The sequence below is a fragment of the Streptococcus lutetiensis genome, assembly GCF_900475675.1.
Classification (GTDB): Bacteria; Bacillota; Bacilli; order Lactobacillales; family Streptococcaceae; genus Streptococcus; species Streptococcus lutetiensis.
On record NZ_LS483403.1, the window covers coordinates 1,550,416 to 1,574,265 of the forward strand.

At 38.9% G+C, this 23,850-nt stretch carries 20 protein-coding genes and 1 pseudogene; 5 read left to right on the forward strand and 16 right to left on the reverse strand.

The window, feature by feature from the left end; translation table 11 throughout:
* Nucleotides 1-19: 19 nt before the first annotated feature.
* Nucleotides 20-1,192: a BaiN/RdsA family NAD(P)/FAD-dependent oxidoreductase gene (locus tag DQN23_RS07800; protein WP_061408627.1), complete on the forward strand. Its 1,173-nt coding sequence runs from the start codon at nucleotides 20-22 to the stop codon at nucleotides 1,190-1,192.
* A 138-nt stretch (nucleotides 1,193-1,330) separates the two neighbouring features.
* Nucleotides 1,331-1,600: a 30S ribosomal protein S14 gene (gene rpsN, locus DQN23_RS07805; RefSeq protein ID WP_058814249.1), complete on the forward strand. Its 270-nt coding sequence runs from the start codon at nucleotides 1,331-1,333 to the stop codon at nucleotides 1,598-1,600.
* Between the two features lie 56 nt (nucleotides 1,601-1,656).
* On the opposite strand, the gene DQN23_RS07810 is transcribed toward rpsN, so the two are convergent.
* Both DQN23_RS07810 and DQN23_RS09425 read right to left on the reverse strand, forming a co-directional pair.
* Nucleotides 1,657-1,980 (reverse strand): GNAT family N-acetyltransferase, encoded by a 324-nt coding sequence (locus DQN23_RS07810; protein WP_231853223.1) that lies wholly within the window; start codon nucleotides 1,978-1,980, stop codon nucleotides 1,657-1,659.
* Nucleotides 1,981-2,139: a hypothetical protein gene (locus DQN23_RS09425; RefSeq protein ID WP_228380493.1), complete on the reverse strand. Its 159-nt coding sequence runs from the start codon at nucleotides 2,137-2,139 to the stop codon at nucleotides 1,981-1,983.
* 108 nt (nucleotides 2,140-2,247) lie between these two features.
* Between DQN23_RS09425 and DQN23_RS07815 the strand changes: the two genes are divergently transcribed.
* Nucleotides 2,248-2,649 carry a MarR family winged helix-turn-helix transcriptional regulator gene (locus DQN23_RS07815; protein ID WP_020917467.1) on the forward strand — a complete coding sequence of 134 codons (402 nt, stop codon included), beginning with the start codon at nucleotides 2,248-2,250 and terminating at the stop codon, nucleotides 2,647-2,649.
* Between the two features lie 50 nt (nucleotides 2,650-2,699).
* Here DQN23_RS07815 and tsaD read toward each other — a convergent pair whose 3' ends face one another.
* Genes tsaD through tsaB form a run of 3 tightly spaced genes read right to left on the reverse strand, consistent with a single transcriptional unit; the run spans nucleotide 2,700 to nucleotide 4,835 of the window.
* Complete coding sequence (tsaD, locus tag DQN23_RS07820; protein ID WP_020917468.1) at nucleotides 2,700-3,710, reverse strand: tRNA (adenosine(37)-N6)-threonylcarbamoyltransferase complex transferase subunit TsaD; 1,011 nt, start codon at nucleotides 3,708-3,710, stop codon at nucleotides 2,700-2,702.
* Nucleotides 3,711-3,724: 14 nt separating this feature from the next.
* Nucleotides 3,725-4,141 carry a ribosomal protein S18-alanine N-acetyltransferase gene (gene rimI, locus DQN23_RS07825; protein ID WP_230318088.1) on the reverse strand — a complete coding sequence of 139 codons (417 nt, stop codon included), beginning with the start codon at nucleotides 4,139-4,141 and terminating at the stop codon, nucleotides 3,725-3,727.
* 1 nt (nucleotide 4,142) lies between these two features.
* The gene (tsaB, locus tag DQN23_RS07830; RefSeq protein WP_111713001.1) at nucleotides 4,143-4,835 is read right to left on the reverse strand and encodes a tRNA (adenosine(37)-N6)-threonylcarbamoyltransferase complex dimerization subunit type 1 TsaB; all 693 of its coding nucleotides are present in this window, start codon (nucleotides 4,833-4,835) and stop codon (nucleotides 4,143-4,145) included.
* A gap of 188 nt (nucleotides 4,836-5,023) precedes the next feature.
* Here tsaB and DQN23_RS07835 point away from each other — a divergent pair, with 188 nt between their 5' ends.
* Together DQN23_RS07835 and rnjA are read left to right on the forward strand one after the other, a co-directional pair.
* Nucleotides 5,024-5,254, forward strand: a complete 231-nt coding sequence (locus DQN23_RS07835) for a DNA-dependent RNA polymerase subunit epsilon (RefSeq protein ID WP_020917471.1) — start codon at nucleotides 5,024-5,026, stop codon at nucleotides 5,252-5,254.
* A gap of 1 nt (nucleotide 5,255) precedes the next feature.
* Nucleotides 5,256-6,938: a ribonuclease J1 gene (gene rnjA / locus DQN23_RS07840; protein WP_020917472.1), complete on the forward strand. Its 1,683-nt coding sequence runs from the start codon at nucleotides 5,256-5,258 to the stop codon at nucleotides 6,936-6,938.
* Between the two features lie 109 nt (nucleotides 6,939-7,047).
* Here rnjA and DQN23_RS07845 read toward each other — a convergent pair.
* From DQN23_RS07845 to fusA, 11 genes and pseudogenes are all read right to left on the reverse strand, one after another.
* Nucleotides 7,048-8,399, reverse strand: a protein-coding gene (locus DQN23_RS07845) for an IS3 family transposase (protein WP_111712835.1) whose coding sequence is annotated in 2 segments (ribosomal slippage) — nucleotides 7,048-7,940 and nucleotides 7,940-8,399 — 1,353 coding nt in all. Because the reading frame shifts where the segments join, the coding sequence is not laid out codon by codon here.
* 80 nt (nucleotides 8,400-8,479) lie between these two features.
* Nucleotides 8,480-9,148 (reverse strand): annotated as a pseudogene (locus DQN23_RS07850) (CHAP domain-containing protein).
* Nucleotides 9,149-9,328: 180 nt separating this feature from the next.
* A complete protein-coding gene (locus DQN23_RS07855; protein ID WP_020917473.1) occupies nucleotides 9,329-10,768 on the reverse strand; it encodes a glutamate synthase subunit beta in 1,440 nt (479 codons plus the stop codon).
* Between the two features lies 1 nt (nucleotide 10,769).
* Nucleotides 10,770-15,287, reverse strand: a complete 4,518-nt coding sequence (gene gltB / locus DQN23_RS07860; protein WP_061408633.1) for a glutamate synthase large subunit — start codon at nucleotides 15,285-15,287, stop codon at nucleotides 10,770-10,772.
* Nucleotides 15,288-15,458: 171 nt separating this feature from the next.
* Nucleotides 15,459-16,805 (reverse strand): type I glutamate--ammonia ligase, encoded by a 1,347-nt coding sequence (gene glnA / locus DQN23_RS07865; RefSeq protein ID WP_020917475.1) that lies wholly within the window; start codon nucleotides 16,803-16,805, stop codon nucleotides 15,459-15,461.
* A gap of 46 nt (nucleotides 16,806-16,851) precedes the next feature.
* Nucleotides 16,852-17,223: a MerR family transcriptional regulator gene (locus DQN23_RS07870; RefSeq protein WP_111713002.1), complete on the reverse strand. Its 372-nt coding sequence runs from the start codon at nucleotides 17,221-17,223 to the stop codon at nucleotides 16,852-16,854.
* A gap of 81 nt (nucleotides 17,224-17,304) precedes the next feature.
* Entirely contained in the window at nucleotides 17,305-17,850 is a 546-nt protein-coding gene (locus tag DQN23_RS07875) for an FUSC family protein (RefSeq protein WP_043895123.1), read from the reverse strand.
* Between the two features lie 135 nt (nucleotides 17,851-17,985).
* Nucleotides 17,986-19,182 carry a phosphoglycerate kinase gene (locus DQN23_RS07880; RefSeq protein WP_009854982.1) on the reverse strand — a complete coding sequence of 399 codons (1,197 nt, stop codon included), beginning with the start codon at nucleotides 19,180-19,182 and terminating at the stop codon, nucleotides 17,986-17,988.
* Between the two features lie 130 nt (nucleotides 19,183-19,312).
* Entirely contained in the window at nucleotides 19,313-20,266 is a 954-nt protein-coding gene (locus DQN23_RS07885; RefSeq protein ID WP_111713003.1) for an IS30 family transposase, read from the reverse strand.
* A 187-nt stretch (nucleotides 20,267-20,453) separates the two neighbouring features.
* Entirely contained in the window at nucleotides 20,454-21,467 is a 1,014-nt protein-coding gene (gap, locus tag DQN23_RS07890) for a type I glyceraldehyde-3-phosphate dehydrogenase (RefSeq protein WP_020917478.1), read from the reverse strand.
* Nucleotides 21,468-21,672: 205 nt separating this feature from the next.
* The gene (gene fusA / locus DQN23_RS07895; RefSeq protein ID WP_020917479.1) at nucleotides 21,673-23,751 is read right to left on the reverse strand and encodes an elongation factor G; all 2,079 of its coding nucleotides are present in this window, start codon (nucleotides 23,749-23,751) and stop codon (nucleotides 21,673-21,675) included.
* Between the last annotated feature and the right edge of the window lie 99 nt (nucleotides 23,752-23,850).

Consider the following 23,850-nt stretch of genomic DNA (forward strand, 5'->3'; position numbering starts at 1 on the left):
TTTATGCTACAATGATTATATGAAAAAATACGATACAATTATCATCGGCGGGGGACCTGCTGGAATGATGGCTGCTATTTCCAGCAGCTATTATGGCTACAAAACATTACTGATTGAAAAAAATAAACGGCTCGGCAAAAAATTAGCTGGTACAGGTGGTGGTCGTTGTAACGTCACAAATAACGGCACTATCGATGACCTGATGGAAGGCATCCCTGGCAATGGACGTTTTCTTTACAGTGTCTTTTCTCAATTTGATAACCATGATATTATGCGCTTCTTTGAAGAAAATGGCGTTGCTTTAAAAGTTGAAGACCATGGGCGCGTCTTCCCAAAAACTGATAAATCCAAAACAATCATCGATGCTCTAACACATAAAATTAGCGAACTAGGAGGCATCGTTTTAACAAATACCGAAGTCGTTTCTGTGAAAAAAATCGATAACCTTTTCCACATCAGATCTGCTTCAGATGAGTTTGTCTGTGAAAAACTCATTGTCACAACTGGTGGGAAAGCTTATCCATCAACTGGTTCGACTGGATTTGGCTATGAAATCGCTCGTCACTTCAAGTTAAACTTAACCGAACTTAAAGCAGCAGAAAGTCCTTTATTAACAGATTTTCCACACAAGGAACTTCAGGGAATTTCTCTGAGCGATATCAGCCTATCTTATGGGAAACATCACATTACACATGATTTACTCTTTACCCACTTTGGACTATCTGGACCCGCTGCGCTTCGCATGTCTAGTTTTATTAAAGGTGGAGAAACTATCACACTCGATGTTATCCCCAATATATCCACAGAAGAACTTCTTGCCTTCTTAGAAGAACATCGTGAAAAATCCCTTAAGAATACTCTTAAAATGCTTGTCCCTGAGCGCTTAGCAAACTTTTTTGCTCAGCCATTTCCTGAAAAAGTCAAACAACTGACCCCAAATCAAGAAAAAGAGCTTGTGGATAAGATAAAAGCTTTACCAATCAAGGTCACTGGAAAAATGTCTCTCGCAAAATCCTTTGTAACCAAAGGCGGCGTTGACTTAAAAGAAATCAATCCTAAAACTCTTGAAAGCAAGCAAGTTCCTGGCTTGCACTTTGCTGGCGAAGTCCTTGATATCAATGCCCACACAGGTGGTTTTAATATCACGGTTGCCTTGTGCACAGGCTGGGTTGCTGGAAGTTTACATTATTAACAATTGCTGAGAAATCCAATTTTGGATTTCTTTTTTATATATTTAAAAAATATTTAACTAGTTAAGGTTTTTCGCTTGATTCTTAACATAAAAGTGTTATAATTAATTTTGTTAACCAGTTAACTAAAAGGAGATATTATGGCTAAAAAATCAAAAATCGCTAGATACAATAAACAATTAAAACTCATTGAACAATACGAAGACTTGCGTTGCAAACTAAAAGCTAAAGGTGATTACGAAGCTCTTCGTAAATTACCACGCGACTCAAATCCAAATCGCTTGAAAAACTGTGACCGCATTGACGGTCGTCCTCATGCTTACATGCGAAAATTTGGCATGAGCCGTATCAACTTCCGTAATCTTGCTCACGAAGGAAAAATCCCTGGGGTCACAAAAGCCAGCTGGTAATATATCTAGAAAGAAAAAAGTTTTTATCACCAAAAAAGCAGACGTAGTCTGCTTTTTTAGTTAATGTAATCAGTGTAATAACAGTTATCCATAGTTAAACGTGGAAAATCCTCAGGTAAATCTGCCGAAGTAATTTCTTTAAAGCCAGATTTTTGATAAAAATATTGAGCAGCTTCAAAATCTGATGTTGTTCCAAGAAATATCGCCTTTTTACTATTTTCATAACAATAAGTAATAAATTCTTCTAATAACTTTTTCCCTAAACCTAATTTTCGATAAGGTTTTGCAACAAACATTTTCTTTAAAGCAACATTCCCATCTCTAAGTGCAACTAAACCAAGACATCCAATTACATGACCACTGCTGCTATCCACAGCCACCTAAAGCTGTCCACCTTTATTTTGGTATGAACATTCAATATCCAATAAATCAGGTTGAGCAGATAGCGTGATTGGAAGTAGAAATCCATTTTGTTGAATATCTAAAATCATCTCTTTTACTGACTGATTAAATTTTGGCTCAAAAATTCTGATTTCCATAAACTCTCCCCTTTTATTTAATTGTATTTGCAATAATATTTCTCATATTATAGCGTATTTTATTGTAAATGCAATATTTTTTTGATAAAATTTATTCGAGGAGATAAGATGTTTAAAATCATTCGTACTATTGGTGACATTACGCGTACTATTCAAATAGATTCTAACAATCACTTTAAAGAATTTGGCTTAAATAATAACCTTTATATCTATATCGTTCGTATCTGTGAACAACCTGGTATGTTTTTAGGGGAATTAGCTGATAATGTCCAAATTGATCGCACAACAGCCTTTAGAACCATCAAAAAACTTGTTAAACTTGGCTATTTTGAATTAAAGAAAGATTCTATTAATCAAAAAATCAAGCGTGTTTACCCAACAAAAAAAGCCATGGACATTTATCCACAACTTCATGAATATGAACAGCAACAATCTGATTTGCTATTATCAAACTTATCCACAGATGAAGTTTCTCAGCTCGAAAAACTTATGTCAAAATTAAACTACTAAACCTGGTAATAAATCAAAAGCCCCTGAAATTTTCAGGAGCTTATTTATATTTAATCCAATGTATCAAAGACTAGACTTGGTTTGGCATTTAAATCAAGTCCTGCAAAATGTCCTTTGTCGTATTCGATAGCTGCAGCTAGTGAAACCATTCCCGCATTATCACCACATAGACGCAGTGGCGGAATAACAACTTCTGCTTCTGTGATTTCATCCGCTAAACGTTCACGAAGGCCTTGGTTTGCCGCCACACCACCTGCTACCACAAGGGTTTTAACTGGATATTTCTCCAAAGCTTTTTTGGTTTTAGCCATTAGAACATCTAAAACAGCTGCTTGGAATGATGCTGACAAATCTTCATTTGATAGAGTTTCACCTTTTTGAGCCGCATTATGATGGAGATTAATAAAGGCTGATTTCAACCCTGAGAATGAAAACTCAAGATTGTCTTCTTTGATCATCGCACGTGGGAAATCATAGATATCTTTTCCTTTATGTGCCAATTGATCGATTTCACGTCCTGCTGGGTAAGTCAATCCCATCACACGACCAACTTTGTCATAAGCTTCACCTACAGCATCATCACGTGTTTCACCAACAATCTTATAATTACCTGGTTCAGACACATAGACAAGTTCTGTGTGAGCACCAGAAACCAATAAAGCCATCAATGGGTATTGAAGTTCTTTTACTTCACGTGCCGCCATTAAGTGTCCTGCCATGTGGTTGACTGGAATCAATGGCAAATTGTTAGCCCAAGCAAAAGCTTTAGCAGCCGCCATTCCAACCAGAATCGCACCAACCAAACCAGGTCCGTATGTGACCGCAACCGCATCTAAGTCGCTAACTTCAATGCCTGCAGTTTCCAAAGCATCCTTAAAGCAAGTTGTAATTACTTCAACATGGTGACGACTAGCAACTTCAGGCACAACACCACCAAAACGCTTGTGACTCTCGATTTGGCTTGCGATGACGTTACTTAAAATCTCACTTTCATTTTTCAAAACCGCAATACTAGTTTCATCACAAGAACTCTCCACGGCTAAAATATATCTATCTTTCATCGATTAATTCCCTCTTATTTACCTTCGCGCTTCATGATAATCGCATCTTCTACTGGTTCATGATAATATTGCTTACGCTTACCAATAATGTCAAAGCCCCATTTTTTATACAAAGCTTGTGCAGGAGTATTTGACGCTCTCACTTCCAAGAAAATCGGAAAATCAACATAGTCCAAATCAGCCAACAATTGACTACCTAAACCATGTCCTTGATAGGCTTTTTTAATGGCAATATTTGTAATTTCTAGTTCTCCAGCCAATTGTGAAATGGCTAAAAATCCTACAATTTTTTCATCTTTTTTGACAAAAAAGTAATCAACATTATCCTGTTGCATGTCTGATAATATCTGTTTTTCAGACCAAGGAGATACTGGATAAACATCTGACAATATCTCATAAACAGCAGTGACACTTGCCTGTAAATCTTTCATATTAGATGCGATTGACATAGTTTGTACTTGGATTTTCTATGTGTGTTTTAAGCCAATTTTCTTCTGCTTCGACACGTTTTAGATAACTTGGCACAAAGCTATCCACATCAACTGGTTGTAACTCTTGACCACGTTTACCAATAGCATAGGCTGACGGCAAAACAGAAAGAACCTTAGCTTGCGGAAGGCTCTCAGCAATTTGGTCGCTGAAATTAGCGACTTCACCAACAAACATAACAGATTCTTCATCCTTAACTGCTTCAAGAACATCGACAAAGTTCATGCGTTGGTCGTCTTTAAGAGATTGACCATCTTTGTAAAAACCAGCATACACATTATTACGTCGAGCATCAATCACTGGAACAACCAATCCATCAAAATCAGCTACCGCAGCAAGCGCATAAAGACTAGAAACACCTACCAACTCAATATTTAAAGTGTATGCCAGTGTTTTTGCAGTCGCAACTGCCACACGAAGCCCAGTGTATGAGCCAGGACCTTGAGCCACTGAAATTCTATCCAAATCAGTTGGTTTTAAATCAACTGCTTTCATCAAAAAATCAATCGCAGGCATCAAATTAATACTGTGATTTTTCTTAATATTGACCGTTACATCGGCTAGTAAATTTTCACCATCCAAGATGGCAACAGACAAAGCCTTACTTGAAGTATCAAAGGCTAAAACTTTCATCATTTAAATTCCCTCACTTGATTATACTTCTTATTTTATGATATAATTTTAATAATTGCAACGAATCAAGGTTAAATCAATTACTCAGAAAAAATTTAATAAGAACTGGTCAAGTAGCAAGTAAGTACAAGCTAGTTGACGTGTTTTGTGTAGTTTGATTAACCACAGGTATATCAAGAAAGGAAAAAACTATGATTTATAAAGTTTTTTATCAAGAAACAAAGGAACGTAACCCACGCCGCGAACAAACTAAAGCTCTTTATTTAGAAATCGACGCAGCTAACGAACTCGAAGGACGCATCAAAACACGTAAACTCGTTGAAGAAAAAACACCTTACAACGTTGAATTTATTGAACTTCTATCAGATAAACACCTAGCTTACGAAAAAGAAACAGGTGTCTTTAAATTAACGGAGTTATAACATGTCACAAATCAATTTAAAACCTGAAGAAGTTGGGGTTTACGCAATTGGTGGTCTTGGAGAAATCGGAAAAAATACTTACGGTATTGAGTACAAAGATGAAATTATCATCGTTGATGCTGGTATCAAATTCCCTGAAGATGATCTTCTCGGAATTGATTATGTTATTCCAGATTATTCTTATATCGTTGAAAATATTGACCGTATCAAAGGGCTCGTTATTACCCATGGTCATGAGGACCACATTGGTGGAATCCCATTTCTCTTAAAACAAGCTAATATCCCAATCTACGCTGGACCATTGGCTCTTGCACTTATCAAAGGAAAATTGGAAGAACACGGACTTCTCCGTGATGCTAAACTCTATGAAATTAATGCTAATACAGAATTAACATTTAAAAACCTTAGCGTTACTTTCTTCCGCACAACCCACTCAATTCCAGAACCTCTTGGAATCGTTATCCACACACCACAAGGTAAAATTGTCTGCACAGGGGACTTCAAATTTGACTGGACACCAGTTGGTGAGCCAGCAGATATCCACCGCATGGCTGCCCTTGGTGAAGATGGCGTTCTCTGTTTATTATCAGACTCAACCAACGCTGAAATTCCAACCTTTACAAATTCAGAAAAAGTCGTTGGACAATCTATCATGAAGATTATTGAAGGCATTCATGGACGTATTATTTTTGCATCATTTGCTTCAAATATCTACCGTCTCCAACAAGCTGCCGAAGCTGCCGTTAAAACAGGACGTAAAATCGTTGTTTTCGGACGTTCTATGGAAAAAGCCATTGTCAACGGTATCGAACTTGGTTATATCAAAGTTCCAAAAGGAACATTTATCGAACCAAGTGAACTCAAAGACTATCACGCTAGTGAAATCCTAATCATGTGTACAGGTAGTCAAGGAGAATCAATGGCTGCACTAGCACGTATTGCCAATGGTACACACCGCCAAGTCACATTACAACCTGGCGACACCGTTATCTTCTCATCTAGCCCAATTCCTGGTAACACAACAAGTGTTAACAAACTTATCAACACTATCCAAGAAGCTGGTGTAGAAGTTATCCACGGAAAAGTTAACAATATCCACACATCTGGTCACGGTGGGCAACAAGAGCAAAAACTTATGCTCCGCTTGATGAAACCAAAATTCTTCATGCCAGTTCACGGTGAATACCGTATGCTTAAAATCCACGCTGGTTTAGCGATGGACACAGGTGTGCCAAAAGACAATATCTTTATCATGGAAAACGGTGATGTGCTAGCTCTTACAGCTAACTCAGCTCGTCGTGCTGGACACTTTAACGCCCAAGATATCTATGTTGATGGTAATGGTATTGGAGATATTGGCGCTGCCGTACTTCGTGACCGCCGTGATTTATCTGAAGACGGTGTTGTTCTTGCCGTAGCTACTGTTGACTTTGATAGCCAAATGATTTTGGCTGGTCCAGACATTCTTAGTCGTGGATTTATTTATATGCGTGAATCTGGTGACCTTATTCGTGAAAGTCAACGTGTTCTCTTCAATGCTATCCGTATTGCTTTGAAGAACAAAGACGCAAGTATCCAATCTGTAAATGGCGCTATCGTTAACGCACTTCGTCCATTCCTATACGAAAAAACCGAACGTGAACCAATCATTATTCCAATGATTCTCACACCAGATGATAAATAACCAAAAAGTCTAGTTGACTCAGTCAACTAGACTTTTTTATTAACAACTTATCCACAGAAACTTAAAAAGCCTGGAATTTTGTACTGACCCCAAAAAGTTGGACAATAAATTATTGAAAGGATTTAGTTCTGTATTGCACAGGACTGAGTCCTTTTAATTTTGTCTTGATACGTTTATTGTTGTAATAAAAAATATAATCCGTAATGGCTTGTTCTAGCTTATCAAGCGACTTAAAAGTCTTTTCATAACCGTAAAACATCTCAGACTTTAAGATGCCAAAGAAGGACTCCATCATGCCATTATCTGGACTATTTCCCTTGCGTGACATAGATGGACGAATCCCTTTGGATGCCAAGAAATCATGATAAGACTGGTGTTGATATTGCCACCCTTGGTCGCTGTGAAGAATAGTTCCTTGGTAAGAGGTAGCCGGAAATGCTCTTTTAAGCATGGTTTGAACCTGTTTTAAATCAGGTGAGCGTGACAAGGTGAATTCAATAATCTCACTATTGTATCCATCAAGAACAGGGGATAAATAGAGTTTCCCTCTAATATTCGGTAAAGCGAATTCAGTGACATCTGTATAACACTTCTCATAAGGCTTAGCCCCTTCAAACTGACGTTGAATTAGATTATCAGCTTTCTTCCCAATCTCTCCCTTGTAAGACGAGTATTTACGCTTACAACGAGTACGAGCAGCGAGTCCCATGAGTTTCATTAACCGTTGAACCTTCTTATGATTGATAACAAATCCTCGGTTTCTTAGTTCTAAATGAATACGACGGTATCCATAATTGCCTTTATGGTCATCGTAAATGGTTTGAATCATCTCTTTGACCTTCTTATCTTTCTTAGCTCTATTAAACCGTTTCAACTGATAATAATAAGTAGAACGAGCTAGCTTAGCGGTTTTTAGTAAGAGGTCTAATCGAAATCCTCCTGAGACCAGTTCTCTAACTGTTTCCGCCTTTTGCGCTGTAAGGCTTCGTCCCTCAAGCGCAATTCCCTCAACTTTTTTAGATAAGCTACCTCGGTACGCAGACGCTCATTCTCTTCCAGAATATGCTCTAGCTCAGTCATTTCTTTACAAGTTTTCTTTGGTTTACGTCCCATCTTACTCGGTCTCCCTCGTTGTTTCTCAACAATAGTATACCCGTTTTTCTTGTATTGTGCTATCCAATTGGTGAGTAGGGATTGTTGGGGAAGAGCATAATCCAGTGATACGGTGAGCTGAGATTGACCTTCAATAAGAACTTTATTAATGATTTCCTGCTTTAATTTAGAGGGATAATACTTATTTTTCCCTTTTTTAACAACCTCAATACCATGTTTATTCATAAGCCGTACCATGTACTTAAGATTGGATAGACATACACCGTACTTTCGACTAATATAAGGCCAAGAAAAACCAGCTTGTCTTAACTGATATATTTCTAGTTTATCTTCATAACTTAATTTCATACAAAAACACCCCAATTGTTAGATTTTTTTCTGTCTAACTTTTGGGGTGCAGGTCATTTTCCCAGACTTATTCTATCTTGTTAATAACTTTCTGGATAGATATAGCTGATAGCTCCAGCAGTATTACTCTTTGTTGGATCAAACCAGCCACGATCATTATCAAGCCATTGCTTATTGCCATAATTAGATTCTAAAACTTGAATTTGCCCACTAGCATTTACAGCTGTCATGTAAGCCACGTGACCATAACTATCAGGATCAGTCCAGCAGACAATAGCTCCTACTTCAGCCTGTGTCCCAACCACATAGCCTTGTGAAGCGGCATTAGCTGCCCAGTCGCCAGCATTTCCTCACCAATTACTTGCCCATGTTGCTACCTGCTTAACACCCTAGGTACATTGTCCAACAGGATAAGTATTAGTTGGATTTTCTGACTTTACCGCCGGTACACCAGCTTGAGCTGACTCAGAATTTCTACTTGATGTTAACAAATTAGTCACAAATGGATCAATTGGTGTCTTATCAGGTATCTGTAACACTTGCCCAGAAACAATAGTGTCATAAATCGACATCCCATTTAAGGCTGCTAAGTCATAAATACTCAGTCCATACATTTGCGCCATACTATAAAATGAATTACCACTTTGCAAGGTATAAGTATCTGTCTTTACATTTACCTGTGAAAATAGCAAAGCACCTGACAATGTTGCGGTTGCTAAAACTAATTTTGTTTTGTAATTCATAAAAATCTTCCTCCCTTTATGAACACTAGTATAGCAAGCCAATATTACAAATTATATAAGGGAATGTAAGCGTTACATTTAACGAAATCTCAATTTGCAAAATGAACGTTACAAAAAAACTGCCCAATGGACAGTCTTTTTATGATTGAAAAACAAGAAAGTGTGTTAAATGCTTAGATTAATTTATTATTGAGCTACCATGACACGAAGACCTTGGTCGATTTGTTCAGCAGCCTTACGTCCCTCACGAATTCCCCAAATAACAAGACTTGGACCACGACGAGCATCACCAGCAACAAAGACACGATCGTTGTTAGTTGAATAATCATCGTAAACACTTTGGACACCAAATTGTTCAAAGAGTGATTTTTCAGCACCAGTGAATCCCATTGCTAACAAGACAAGGTCAGCTTTAATTGTTTCTTCAGTACCTTCGATTGGTTTGAAACCAGGACCAACTTTGATAGTTTTCGCAGCAATAACTTGACCACGATCAGCACCAATAAATTCTGTTGTTGATGTTGCATAAGTTGTCAATTCTGTATCTTGTACGAAATTAGCTTCTTCTTGTCCATATCCAACACGTTTAATCATTGGATATTGTGGCCATGGATTAGTTGGCAAGCGTTTTTCTGGTGGTTCTGGAGTGATTTCAAGCTGTTTAACACTTGCTGCACCTAAACGAACCGCTGTACCGATACAGTCATTACCAGTATCACCACCACCAATAACAAGAACATGTTTTCCTTCAAGTGTTGGACCAAGTTTTTTGTTATCAGATGCAAGAACGTTTTTAGTTGTTTCAGTTAAGAAATCAACTGCAAATCGAATACCAGTTAAGTGACGACCAGGAACATCCAAATCACGTGGCACGCTAGCACCAGTGGCAAGAACAACACGGTCATATTGTTTCAACAATTCATCTGCAGTAATATCACGTCCAACTTCTGTATTGGCAACAAAATTGATACCAAGTTTTTCCATAAGGTCAATACGACGTTGAACAACTTCTTTATCCAACTTCATATTTGGAATACCATACATCAAAAGTCCACCAAAGCGGTCACTACGTTCATAAACTGTGATACTGTGACCAAGTTTGTTAAGACGCCATGCCGTTGAAAGACCTGCAGGACCAGAACCAATAACAGCAATTTTAAATCCTGTACGGAATGCTGGGCGACCTGATTCTTCTACCCAACTATTTTCAAAGGCTGTATCAATGATAAAGCGTTCGTTATCATGTATAGTAACACCAGAGCCATTGAGACTCTCTGTACAGCCTTTTTCACATGGAGCTGGACAAACACGTCCAGTCATCTCTGGGAACGGATTAGTGCGTGATAAACGCTCAAATGCACGCTTATAGTCACCTTTGTATAGCAAATCATTCCATTCAGGAATCAAGTTGTCATTTGGACAACCTGAGACCGCACGTCCACCACCGTAAAATTGTCCTGAGTGACAGAAAGGAATCCCACAAGACATACAACGCGCAGCTTGTTTTTGACGTTCTTCTGCTGTTAATGGAACTTGTAATTCTTCAAAGTCCAAGATGCGTTCAGCAACAGGACGAAACGGATTGTCTTTTCGATTATATTTCAAAAATCCAAACGGATTAGCCATTTTATTTACCCCCTGTTACTTGTGCGAGAAGTTCTTCTTTTTCTGCTGCTGTTTCTGCACCACCAGTTGCAATTTCGAAAGTACGCAATTCAAGTTCGTCACCTTCTAGACCAGTGTTAGCAAGAGCATACTCAATGTTATTGATTTCGTGGAACTCAGTTGGGTAAACTTTAACAAATTTATCAACTTCTTGTGCCCAGTTTTCAAGCAAACGTTTAGCTTTAGTACTACCTGTGTATTCGTAGTGTTTTTGAATCATATCTACTAAAACATCGTCACCACGTGTTTCACCAACTTTGTAAAGGTCAACCATTTGACGGTTAACTTTTTCAGCAAAATCGCCATCAGCATCGTAAACGTAAGCAACACCACCACTCATACCAGCAGCGAAGTTACGACCTGTTGTACCAAGGATAACCGCAACACCACCTGTCATGTATTCACAACCGTGAGCTCCAACACCTTCAACAACAACTTTCGCACCTGAGTTACGAACACAGAAACGTTCACCAGCACGACCAGCGAAGTAAGCTTCACCTTTGACCGCACCAAAGAGGGCAACGTTACCAACAATTGGTGAATTTTCAATATCATAAGCAGCATCACGTGGTGGTTTCACAATTAAACATCCACCTGACATAGATTTAGCAATGTAGTCATTGGCTTCACCGACCAAAGTCAATTCCATACCTTGAGTAATAAAGCTTGCAAATGATTGACCTGCGATACCAGTGTACTCGTACTTAATCAAACCAGGTTCAACTGAGTAGTTACCATAACGTTCAGCCATCCAACCTGCCATACGAGCTCCAACAGCACGTTGAACATTGTTGATTGTTTCTTTAACAGTTACGCTTGTACCACTATCGACAGCGGCTTTGGCAAATCCATCCAATTCTTTCCATTGACGTGCTTCAGCAAATGGGTCTTCTGTCTTACGTTCAATTGGATAAGCTGTTCCAAGCATACGAGAGAAATCAAGTGATTTAGCTTTACCTTTTGGAACAAATTTAGCTTTCAAGATTTCTGAGTGTCCAACCATTTCGTCAACAGAACGGAAACCAAGTTCAGCCATGTATTCACGTAATTCTTCTGCCATAAACATCATCATGTTGATAACATGTTCAGGTTTACCAGCAAAGTGTTTACGAAGTTCTGGATTTTGAGTAGCAACACCAACTGGACAAGTATTAAGCGAACATACACGCATCATGACACAACCAATTGAAATCAATGTCAAACTTGCAAATGAATATTCTTCCGCTCCAAGAAGAGTGGCAATGGCAACATCGCGACCAGTCATTAATTTACCATCAGTTTCAAGAGTCATACGTTGACGGAGACGGTTAAGTGACAATGTTTGGTGAGCTTCAGCCAATCCCATTTCCCATGGAAGACCAGCATCACGAACAGAGTTACGAGGAGAAGCTCCTGTACCACCATCATAACCAGAAATCACAACCTTATCAGCACCAGCTTTTACACAACCTGTAGCAATTGTACCAACACCAGTACTTGAAACCAATTTAACATTGATTTTAGCATAAGGATTGATAGCTTTAAGGTCATAAATCAATTGAGCCAAATCTTCGATTGAGTAGATATCATGGTGAGGTGGTGGTGAAATCAAACGCACACCAGGCGTTGCACCACGAATTTCAGCAACCCATGGGAAGACTTTTTGACCCGGCAACTGACCACCTTCACCAGGTTTTGCACCTTGTGCCAACTTGATTTGGATTTCTTCAGCAGACATAAGGTATTCAGCATTGACACCAAAACGTCCTGAAGCGACTTGTTTAATCTTAGAGTTCAAGTTACGACCATCTGGTTGCACTTTGAAACGATTACGGTTTTCGCCACCTTCACCAGAGTTTGACTTAGCTCCGATTGAGTTCATTGCTTCGGCGATTGTTTCGTGCGCTTCTTTAGAAAGTGAACCAAAACTCATGGCACCAACTTTGAAGCGTTTAACAATTGCTTCAGCTGGTTCAACCTCAGAAAGGTCAACTTTTGGACGATCTGATTTAAATTCCCAGATTGAACGAAGTGTCGTCGGAGTTGACAAGGCTTCTTTATCCAATTCAGCAGTGTATTCTTTGAAGAGTTTGTAATCTCCTTTACGAACAGCTTGTTGGAAATTATAAATTGTATGTGGATTGAAGAGGTGATATTCACCATCAGCTTTAAATTGGTAAATACCGCCACTTTGCAAATAGTCTCCACGACGAGGACCAAAGGCATCTTCCATACGTTGAAGATATTCTTTTTCAATTTGGTCAAGAGACAATCCACCGATACGTGTTACTGTACCTGTAAAGTATTTGTTAACTACTGAGTCTGAAAGACCAACTGCTTCAAACAATTGAGCCCCTTTGTAACCTAGGATTGTCGAAATCCCCATACGACTCATAACTTTAACGATACCTTTTTCAGCTGCTTTACGGTATTTCTCAAATGCAGTTGCATCTTTACCATATTCTTTCAATGTTGCATAAGCACCATAAGGGTGAACGGCTGCAGCACCATAACCAACCAAAGTAGCAAAGTGATGAACTTCAATTGCTTCTGCTGTATCCACAACGATTGAGAATTGACTAGCTTTACCTTTGCCAACCATGTAGTTATTCAAACCAGAAACAGCCAAAAGCATTGGGATTGTTGTTTGGTTTTCTTTTACATTGCGGTCTGAAAGAATGATAATCTTGCTACCATTATCAACAGCTTTTTCAGCTGCTTTGAAAAGATTTTCCAAAGCACGTTGCAAACGATTATGTGATGGTTCAACAACATCGTAAACTGTTGAGAGAGTTGTTGCACGGTAACGTTCGTCTTGCAAGTTAGCAATTTTAGCAAAATCTTCGCTTGAAAGAACTGGACTATCAATTTTAACTTTGACACAGTTATCAGCACCATCAGCTTTGAAGTTACCATCACCACCTAGGTAAACACTTGTTGAAACGACAATTTGTTCACGAATCGCATCGATTGGTGGGTTTGTAACTTGGGCGAATTGTTGTTTAAAGAAAGTGAAAAGAGATTGACTCTTATTAGAAAGAACTGCTAGTGGGCTATCAAATCCCATTGAAATAACAGGTTCCTCACCTTTTTCAGACATTGGAAGAATAACTGTACGGATAACTTCTTCATTATATCCGTAAGCTTTCCACATTGTTTCAATGTCATTAGTTTCTTGAGTCAATTCTGAAGCTTCAAAGTCATTAAGATGTGCAATATTTTCTTCAACCCATTCTTTGTATGGATGTTGTGCAGCATAGTAGGCTTTGACTTCTTCATTACGCATCAATTTACCAGAAGTTGTGTCAATCAACATCATATTACCAGGTCCAAGCACACCTTTTTCGATGACGCGACTTGGTTCAAGGTCAACAACACCAGATTCACTTGAACAGATCAAGAAATTATCTTTTGTCAATGAGTAGCGGCTAGGACGCAGACCATTACGGTCCAAACGAGCACCAACCATATCACCATCTGTAAAAACAAGAGCAGCAGGACCATCCCATGGAGCTACAAAACTTGATGCATATTCATAAAATGCTTTAAGGTCATCAGAAAGACCTGACTCGTCACCCCAAGCTTCTGGTACCATCATCAAAAGACTTTGTGGGATATCACGACCATTGCGATAAAGGTACTCTAAACAGTTTTCCAACTTGGCAGAATCTGAGTTTTCTTCATTATAAACTTCAATCTGGTGGCTGTGCATCCAGTTTTCTGCACCACGAAGAGTATTGATTTCACCATTGTGCGCTAAGAAACGGAACGGTTGTGCACGGTCCCAAGATGGGAAAGTATTAGTAGAGAAACGTGAGTGTGTCAATGCAATGTGTGATTTAAAATGTTCATCTTGCAAGTCAGGGTAGAAGAGCCCTACTTGGAAAGCGTGAAGCATTCCTTTATACACAATTGTTTTACTTGAAAGAGAACAGATGAAGAATTCATCAGATGAAAAGCTCTTTTCAAGTTGACGACGCAAGCGGAACAATTTGTCTTCAAAATCACGACCATCTTTAGTATCATCAGGTTTTTTAACAAAAACTTGAACAAAACTTGGCATAATTTCTTGTGCCGCTGGACCACAATTGTCATAATTAAATGGCACATCACGAGTCATCAAAACATGAAAACCAGCTGATTTAATTTCTGCTTTAACTGCTTCTAGAAGGCTATCTTTAGCCTCAGTATCTTGAGGTAAAAATAGTTGTGCAACAGCGTAGTCACCTTTTTTAGGTAAATCATAACCTGCTTCTTTTGCTTTTACTTGAAAAAATTCATCTGGTAAAGCAAGCAACATTCCGGCACCATCACCAGTATCAGGTTCTGCACCTGTACCACCACGGTGATTCATACGTGTCAACATTGTCAAGGCATAATCAATCAAAGTATGACTTGCTTCAGCATCGAGTTGTGCAACAAACCCCATCCCACAGGCATCTGATTCAAAAGATGGATCCCAAAGCGTTGTCTGCTGTGCCCTCAAAGCACTTTCATTCATAGCTCTTACTCCTATCATTAATACAAATAGTCTAATTATTCAGAATATTTACTTCACATTATACCACATTCTATCTAATTAGAATAGCTCTTATTTAAACTTTCTAATGAGAATATGGTATTTTTTGGAAAAAAAAAGACAGCTAGAAGCTGTCTTACTTACTACTACTTCTTAGTAAAGATCTAGATAGTTATCAATTTCCCATTGTGAAACAAAGGCCGCATAGCTAGACCATTCAATTTTCTTAGCTTCCACAAAGTTTGTAAAGATGTGATTTCCAAGAGCAGCTTTAACCACTTCATCATCTTGCAATGCTTTAACGGCATTGTGCAATGTTGATGGAAGATCACGGATTCCAGCTTCTTTACGTTCTTCTTGAGTCATGATGTAGATATTTGATTCAACTGGAGCTGGTGCTTCAATTTTATTTTCAATACCATCAAGACCTGCTTCAAGAAGGACAGCAAGAGCAAGATATGGATTAGCAGTTGGGTCAACTGAACGAAGTTCCAAACGAGTACCCATTCCACGTGATGCAGGTACGCGGATAAGTGGTGAACGGTTACGTCCAGCCCATGCGATGTAAACTGGTGCTTCATAACCAGGAACCAAACGTTTGTATGAGTTTACAGTTGGATTCATGATTGCAGTGTAGTTATAAGCATGTTTCATCAAACCACCAAGGAAGTAGTATGCTGTTTCAGACAATTGCATACCTTTTGGATCTTCAGTATCAAAGAAAGCATTGTTTCCATCGTAATCAAACAATGACATGTTACAGTGCATACCTGAACCGTTGATACCGAATTTAGGTTTAGCCATGAATGTAGCATAAAGACCGTGTTTACGAGCAATTGTTTTAACAACAAGTTTGAAAATTTGAATGTTATCACATGCTTTCAAAACATCAGCATATTTAAAGTCAATTTCGTGTTGACCGATTGCAACTTCGTGGTGACTTGCTTCAACTTCAAATCCCATTTCAGTCAAAACATTAACGATTTCACGACGAGTGTTATCTGCAAGGTCAGTTGGTGCAAGGTCGAAGTAACCACCACGGTCGTTTACTTCAAGAGTTGGTTCATCTTTTTCATCCAATTTGAACAAAAAGAATTCCGGTTCTGGACCAAGGTTAAATGATTTGAAACCAACTTTTTCCATGTGGCGAAGCGCACGTTTCAAGTTACCACGTGGGTCACCTGCAAATGGTTCACCTTCAGGAGTGTAGATATCACAGATCAAACCTGCAACGGCACCATTTTCACTACCCCATGGGAACACTGTCCATGTATCAAGATCTGGGTGCAAGAACATATCAGATTCGTTGATACGTACAAAACCTTCGATTGAAGATCCATCGAACATTGCTTTGTTTGACAATACTTTGTCAAGTTGCTCATCAGTTGCTGGGATTTCTACGTTTTTCAATGTCCCAGCGATATCTGAGAACATCAAGCGTAAAAATGTAACATTTTTTTCTTTGACTTCGCGACGGATGTCAGCTGCTGTAATAGTCATGAATTTAGGTCTCCTTTTAAAACCGAAATAACCGAGCGACGCTTATTTAGATGCGCCAATTGCTAATGTACTGTGATGGGGTCGAAAAACGACCTTGGTTTCGGAGTTCATCTTGTAAGATTCGACGAACATCAGCATCAGTTAAAGACTTCTGCTTTTGAAGTGCTTTATCTTGTCTATCCGCGTATTCACGCTTGATAGCCGCAATATTAAGCCCCTCGTCAAGGAAATCTTTAATTTCAAGTAATCGATCCATATCGTTCAATGAAAACATACGACGGTTACCTGAAGTACGTTCTGGGGTTATTAACCCTTGATCCTCATAATAACGAATCTGACGTGCTGTTAAATCGGTCAATTTCATTACTGTCCCAATGGGAAAAACCGCCATGGAACGTCTGAGTTCTTTTTCTTTCATGATGACCTCCTTCCGACAATTATTATAGTCTGAAAATTCTAAACTGTCAACCCCATATGTCAGAAAATATGACATTGAGACTCAATTTTTTTCATTTTTATTTTTCAACCACTCGCGAACCATATCTACATCAGAATTAACGAGTATGGCAACAAAGACTCCACAGAACGTTTCAAACACCCTTGCAAAGACATACAAAATCGTATCCCCAGCAGGAATGGACAGCGTAATAATTAAAAGTGCCGAAGTTCCACCAATAATCCCTGCTTTATTATTAATCGAAACATTAATCATAATGCCAAGCATGGTAAATACTGGAACAAAAAACAGAGTCACCCAAAATTCGTTGTGAAAAAATTGATTAATTAAAAAGAAGAGCAAAGATAGCAAACCACCGACACTATTTCCAACAATACGTGAAAAACCAAAGTGAACACTTTTATCTAAACTTTCACGTAAACTGAAAACAGCCGTCAGCGTTCCAATCTGCAGCCCTTCCCAACCAAATAAATGAAATAATAAGAGAACCAAGAAGACAGACAAACCTGTCTTCAGCGTTCGCATTCCTAACTTAAACTTACTCGGATCAAATTTATAATTTGATAAAAGATCTTTCAAATACTTCATAACCCACAACCCAATATATTTTCTTTATTTTAACACATTTTAAATCGTTTTCGCTAGATACGAATGTGCTTTTTTCTATTATAATAGAAAACAAAAAAGAGCCCCAAAGGGCTCTCATACTCTCAAAGTTGAAAATTATTTGTCAGTCAATGCAGCAAGACCTGGAAGTACTTTACCTTCAAGAAGTTCCATAGAAGCTCCACCACCAGTAGAAATCCATGAGAATTTGTCAGCACGACCAAGGTTGATAGCTGCGGCAGCTGAGTCACCACCACCGATGATTGATTTAACGCCTGGTTGTTTAACAATAGCATCCATTACACCGATTGTACCAGCTTGGAAATCAGGGTTTTCAAACACACCCATAGGTCCGTTCCAAACAACTGTTTTAGCACCAGTCAATTCTTCGTCAAATTTAGCGATAGATTTTGGACCGATATCAAGACCAAGGAATCCAGCATCTACTGCTGCACCTTCAGTATCTTTAACTTCAGTGTAATCAGCAAAAGCGTTAGCTTCTTTTGAGTCAACTGGCAAGATTAATTTACCGTCAGCTTTAGCCAAAAGTTCTTTAGCAACGTCAAGTTTATCTTCTTCAACAAGTGAGTTACCGATTTCGATACCTTGTGCTTTAAGGAATGTGTATGTCATACCACCACCGATAAGGACTTTATCAGCTTTCTTCAACAAGTTTTCGATAACACCGATTTTATCTGAAACTTTTGAACCACCAAGGATTGCGATAAATGGACGAACTGGTTTTTCAACAGCTTCTTGGATGTATGCAATTTCGTTTTCAAGAAGGAAACCTGCAACAGCTTTTTCAACGTTTGCAGAAATACCTACGTTAGATGCGTGTGCACGGTGTGCAGTCCCAAATGCATCGTTAACGAAGATTCCGTCACCAAGTGAAGCCCAATATTTACCAAGTTCTGGATCGTTTTTAGATTCTTTTTTACCGTCAACATCTTCAAAACGAGTGTTTTCAACAAGAAGAACTTCACCATCTTTAAGGTTATTGATAGCTTCTTCAAGTTCAGCACCACGTGTAACACCTGGGAAGACAACTTCTTGACCAAGTTTAGCTGCCAAATCAGCTGCTACTGGAGCAAGAGATTTACCTTCTTTATCAGCTTCTTCTTTAACACGTCCAAGGTGAGAGAAAAGAATTGCACGACCACCTTGTTCGATGATGTACTTGATTGTTGGAAGAGCCGCAGAAATACGGTTGTCGTTAGTGATAACGCCATCTTTCAAAGGCACGTTAAAGTCAACACGGACAAGAACTTTTTTGCCTTTCAAATCAACGTCTTTAACAGTCAATTTAGCCATTTGATAGGACTCCTTATAAATTTTTTATACATGCTAATTATATCACAAAACCTGTAAAAGAGGTAGTTAAATCAATAGAATTTGTCCTTTGGCTGCTACGAGACATTAGGTGCCAAATTTCAAGTTCAAATTAGCCAGTCTGTAAAAACTCTTTAGGAGATTTATAATTGAATAGTTTCTTTGGATAATTGTTAATCCAGTTTTCAATAAATGCGACTTGTTGTTGAGTCGCATTTTTGCTTCCCTTAGGTAACCAACGCCGGATGAGTCTATTATGATTCTCATTAGTACCACGCTCCCAAGAATAATACGGGTGGGCATAATAGATATGAGTAGGGTCAAAAACTTCTGCTAAACGACTGAACTCAGCCCCGTTATCAGCTGTGATAGAGTTCATTTGATAATCCTTGAGGATTGCTTTCAGAGCTTGATTGACTGAAACCGCGGACTTATCGGGAATGAGTCGAATGATTTGATAACGACTCTTTCTATCGGTTAGAGTCAACAGACACTCGTTTTTTGCCCGTGTTTGAATAACCGTATCAATTTCAAAATCACCGATATTCTCACGCTTATTAATGCTTTCTGGTCGTTCCTCAATAGACTTTCCAGCTGGCTTAAAATTGGGACTAGCATGCGTTTTCTTAGCTTTCTCTTGTCGAGGATAAAGCATATCAGCCTTGGTCAATCCTAAGTGTCCATGATGAATCCAGTAGTAAATGGTGGAGATGGGAACAGGTATCCCTTTTGACTTTACCATCATCTCGGGAGAGTATTTCTGTTCGATGTAGTGAGTTATCTTTTCTTTGAGTCCCTTGGTTAGGGAGACTTGTTTAACAGAACGTTTGCGATTGTTTTGATAGGCTTTTTGAGCAAAATCAGCTGAGTAGATCACTTCAAATTTTCCTTTACGCACTTGTTGTCTAACCTGACCACGTTTGACTTCGTTGTGAATGGTTTGAGGAGCTTTAGCTAATCTCCTAGCGATTTCACGATTTGAGAGCCCTTCTTGAGGCCAATGTTTAATCATTCTACGTTCAGTTAGTGTTAAATGTTTACTTTTTAGTGTATAATAGGTTTGCATCTCAGAGTCTTTCTAATTGTTGTTGTGGTGATTACAATTATATCTCTCTGCGATGTTTTTTGATACCCTTAGGTGGCTAACTTCATTTTAGAACTTTCCACGAGACATTAGGTACAAAACTTCTATCATTTAAATAAAACAAAAAAAGAGAGGAATAAATCCTCTCTTTAACTGATCAACTCAATGATTATTTAGCAATTTTTGCGAAGTATTCAAGAGTACGAACAAGTTGTGAAGTGTAAGACATTTCGTTGTCGTACCATGAAACAGTTTTAACCAATTGAGTACCGTCAGCTGCTTCAGTTACTTCTGTTTGAGTTGCGTCAAACAATGAACCGAATGAGATACCTACGATATCACTTGAAACGATTGGGTCAGTGTTGTAACCGAATGATTCAGTTGCAGCAGCTTGCATAGCAGCGTTAATTTCTTCAACAGTTACTTTTTTGTCAAGAACTGAAACAAGTTCAGTAAGTGATCCAGTTGGAACTGGTACACGTTGAGCATGACCTTGAAGTTTACCGTTCAATTCAGGGATAACTAGACCGATAGCTTTAGCAGCACCAGTTGAGTTAGGAACGATGTTTTCAGCAGCAGCACGTGCGCGACGGAAGTCACCTTTACGGTGTGGTGCGTCAAGAGTCATTTGGTCACCAGTGTAACCGTGAACTGTAGTCATTGTACCAACTTTAAGACCGAATGATTTGTTCAAAGTATCAGCCATTGGTGCAAGACAGTTTGTTGTACATGAACCAGCTGAGATAACTGTTTCAGTACCATCAAGAATTTCGTGGTTAGTGTTAAATACAATTGTTTTAACATCTGATCCACCAGGAGCTGTGATAACAACTTTTTTAGCTCCACCTTCGTGCAAGTGTTTTTCAGCAGCAGCTTTAGTTGCAAAGAAACCAGTTGCTTCAAGAACGATTTCTACACCATCGTTAGCCCAGTCGATTTGTTCTGGGTCACGTTCTGCAGAAACTTTAACGAATTGACCGTTAACTTCAAAACCACCATCTTTAACAACAACATCACCATTGAAACGACCTTGAGTTGTATCGTATTTCAACAAGTGAGCAAGCATAGCTGGGTCAGTAAGGTCGTTAATACGAGCTACTTCAACACCTTCAACGTTTTGGATACGACGGAATGCAAGACGACCGATACGACCGAAACCGTTAATACCAACTTTAACTACCATTAGTGATTTCCTCCTTATGAAAATCAAAAAAAATTTTTATTTTAAAAGGTTTCCCTTTTAGACAATTGTGAAAAGATTAACTTACGTAGGTACAAATCAACCTTTCAACGCTTTTATTATATAACTATTTCGCTAAAATTGCAAATATTATTACCGTTTTCATTACAAAAAAGGACGCTCATTTGAGCATCCTTTTTAACAGTAATTATTCACCAGAATTTTTCTTGATGATTTCTTCTTGAACTGATTTAGGAACGTCTTCGTAGTGGTCAAATACCATCATGAATGTACCACGTCCTTGAGTTGCAGAACGAAGAACTGTTGCGTAACCGAACATTTCAGCAAGTGGAACGAAGGCACGAACGATTTGGCTGTTACCGTGAGCTTCCATACCATCAACACGTCCACGACGCGCTGTAACGTGACCCATAACGTCACCAAGGTTTTCTTCTGGAGCTGTGATTGTAACAAGCATCATTGGTTCAAGAATAACTGGGTGTGCAGTTTTAGCAGCTTCTTTAAGTGCAAGTGATGCAGCGATCTTGAAGGCTGTTTCAGATGAGTCGACATCGTGGTATGAACCATCGTAAAGTTTAGCTTTAACGTCAACCATTGGGTAACCAGCAAGAACACCGTTAGCCATAGATTCTTGAAGACCTTTTTCTACTGCAGGGATGAATTCACGAGGAACCACACCACCGACGATAGCATTTTCGAATTCGAATCCTTTACCTTCTTCATTTGGAGTAAATTCAATCCAAACATCACCGAATTGACCTTTACCACCAGATTGGCGTTTGAAGAATCCACGTGCTTGAGTAGCTTGACGGAATGTTTCACGGTATGATACTTGTGGAGCACCTACGTTAGCTTCAACTTTGAATTCACGTTTCATACGGTCAACAAGGACGTCAAGGTGAAGTTCACCCATACCAGAGATAACTGTTTCACCAGTTTCAACGTTAGTTTCAACACGGAATGTTGGATCTTCTTCAGCAAGTTTTTGAAGAGCGATACCCATTTTATCTTGGTCAGCTTTAGATTTAGGTTCAACCATCAATTGGATAACTGGTTCTGGAACATCGATTGATTCAAGAATAACTTTAGCTTTTTCATCAGTCAATGAGTCACCAGTTGTAGTATCTTTCAAGCCAACAGCAGCGGCGATATCACCAGCGTAAACTGTTTCGATTTCGTTACGGTGGTTAGCGTGCATTTGAAGGATACGTCCGATACGTTCACGTTTACCTTTAGATGTGTTAAGAACGTAAGAACCGCTGTTCAATACACCTGAGTAAACACGGAAGAATGTCAAACGACCTACGAATGGGTCAGTCATGATCTTGAACGCAAGGGCTGCAAATGGTTCGTCATCTGAAGCTGGACGTTCTTCTTCTTCATCTGTATCTGGGTTAACACCTTTGATTGCAGGGATGTCAAGTGGGCTTGGAAGGTAGTCGATAACCGCATCAAGCATCATTTGAACACCTTTATTTTTGAAGGCAGAACCACAAAGGACTGGGAAGAATTCAACATTGATAGTTGCTTTACGGATAGCAGCTTTCAATTCAGCTTCAGTGATTTCTTCACCTTCAAGGTATTTCATCATCAATTCTTCATCAGTTTCAGCAACTGCTTCGATCAATTTTTCACGGTATTCGTTAGCTTGATCTACGTATTCAGCTGGGATGTCTTCTTCAAGAATATCTGTACCAAGGTCGTTAGTGTAGATTTCAGCTTTCATACGAACCAAGTCAATGATACCACGGAAGCTATCTTCAGAACCGATTGGCAATTGAATTGGGTGAGCGTTAGCTTGAAGACGATCGTGAAGTGTGCTTACTGAGTAAAGGAAGTCAGCACCGATTTTGTCCATTTTGTTTGAGAATACGATACGAGGAACACCGTATTCAGTAGCTTGACGCCAAACTGTTTCTGTTTGAGGTTCTACACCTGATTGTGAGTCAAGAACTGTAACCGCACCATCAAGAACACGAAGTGAACGTTGTACTTCGATTGTGAAGTCCACGTGCCCTGGCGTGTCGATGATGTTTACGCGGTAGTCTTTCCATTGTGCAGTTGTAGCGGCAGAAGTGATTGTGATACCACGTTCTTGCTCTTGTTCCATCCAGTCCATTTGTGAAGCACCTTCGTGTGTTTCACCGATTTTATGGATTTTACCAGTATAGTAAAGAATACGCTCAGTTGTTGTTGTTTTACCAGCATCGACGTGAGCCATGATACCGATGTTACGAGTTTTTTCAAGTGAAAATTCGCGAGCCATTTTTTTCTCCTATTATAAATTTAGTTTACTACTTTATTATAACATACTTTTAGAACGGATAGGCAGGACCTACCCGTTCTAAAGATGTTTTATTAAATT

Coding starts and splice junctions, on each gene's coding strand:
- tsaD (WP_020917468.1), bottom strand. CDS start 3,710: ATGAAAGATAGATATATTTTAGCCGTGGAGAGTTCTTGTGATGAAACT.
- gltB (WP_061408633.1), bottom strand. CDS start 15,287: ATGAATGAAAGTGCTTTGAGGGCACAGCAGACAACGCTTTGGGATCCA.
- DQN23_RS09425 (WP_228380493.1), bottom strand. CDS start 2,139: ATGGAAATCAGAATTTTTGAGCCAAAATTTAATCAGTCAGTAAAAGAG.
- rimI (WP_230318088.1), bottom strand. CDS start 4,141: ATGAAAGATTTACAGGCAAGTGTCACTGCTGTTTATGAGATATTGTCA.
- DQN23_RS07815 (WP_020917467.1), top strand. CDS start 2,248: ATGTTTAAAATCATTCGTACTATTGGTGACATTACGCGTACTATTCAA.
- tsaB (WP_111713001.1), bottom strand. CDS start 4,835: ATGATGAAAGTTTTAGCCTTTGATACTTCAAGTAAGGCTTTGTCTGTT.
- DQN23_RS07875 (WP_043895123.1), bottom strand. CDS start 17,850: ATGAAGTATTTGAAAGATCTTTTATCAAATTATAAATTTGATCCGAGT.
- glnA (WP_020917475.1), bottom strand. CDS start 16,805: ATGACTATTACAGCAGCTGACATCCGTCGCGAAGTCAAAGAAAAAAAT.
- DQN23_RS07800 (WP_061408627.1), top strand. CDS start 20: ATGAAAAAATACGATACAATTATCATCGGCGGGGGACCTGCTGGAATG.
- DQN23_RS07885 (WP_111713003.1), bottom strand. CDS start 20,266: ATGCAAACCTATTATACACTAAAAAGTAAACATTTAACACTAACTGAA.
- DQN23_RS07835 (WP_020917471.1), top strand. CDS start 5,024: ATGATTTATAAAGTTTTTTATCAAGAAACAAAGGAACGTAACCCACGC.
- DQN23_RS07870 (WP_111713002.1), bottom strand. CDS start 17,223: ATGAAAGAAAAAGAACTCAGACGTTCCATGGCGGTTTTTCCCATTGGG.
- DQN23_RS07880 (WP_009854982.1), bottom strand. CDS start 19,182: ATGGCTAAATTGACTGTTAAAGACGTTGATTTGAAAGGCAAAAAAGTT.
- DQN23_RS07855 (WP_020917473.1), bottom strand. CDS start 10,768: ATGGCTAATCCGTTTGGATTTTTGAAATATAATCGAAAAGACAATCCG.
- rpsN (WP_058814249.1), top strand. CDS start 1,331: ATGGCTAAAAAATCAAAAATCGCTAGATACAATAAACAATTAAAACTC.
- gap (WP_020917478.1), bottom strand. CDS start 21,467: ATGGTAGTTAAAGTTGGTATTAACGGTTTCGGTCGTATCGGTCGTCTT.
- rnjA (WP_020917472.1), top strand. CDS start 5,256: ATGTCACAAATCAATTTAAAACCTGAAGAAGTTGGGGTTTACGCAATT.
- fusA (WP_020917479.1), bottom strand. CDS start 23,751: ATGGCTCGCGAATTTTCACTTGAAAAAACTCGTAACATCGGTATCATG.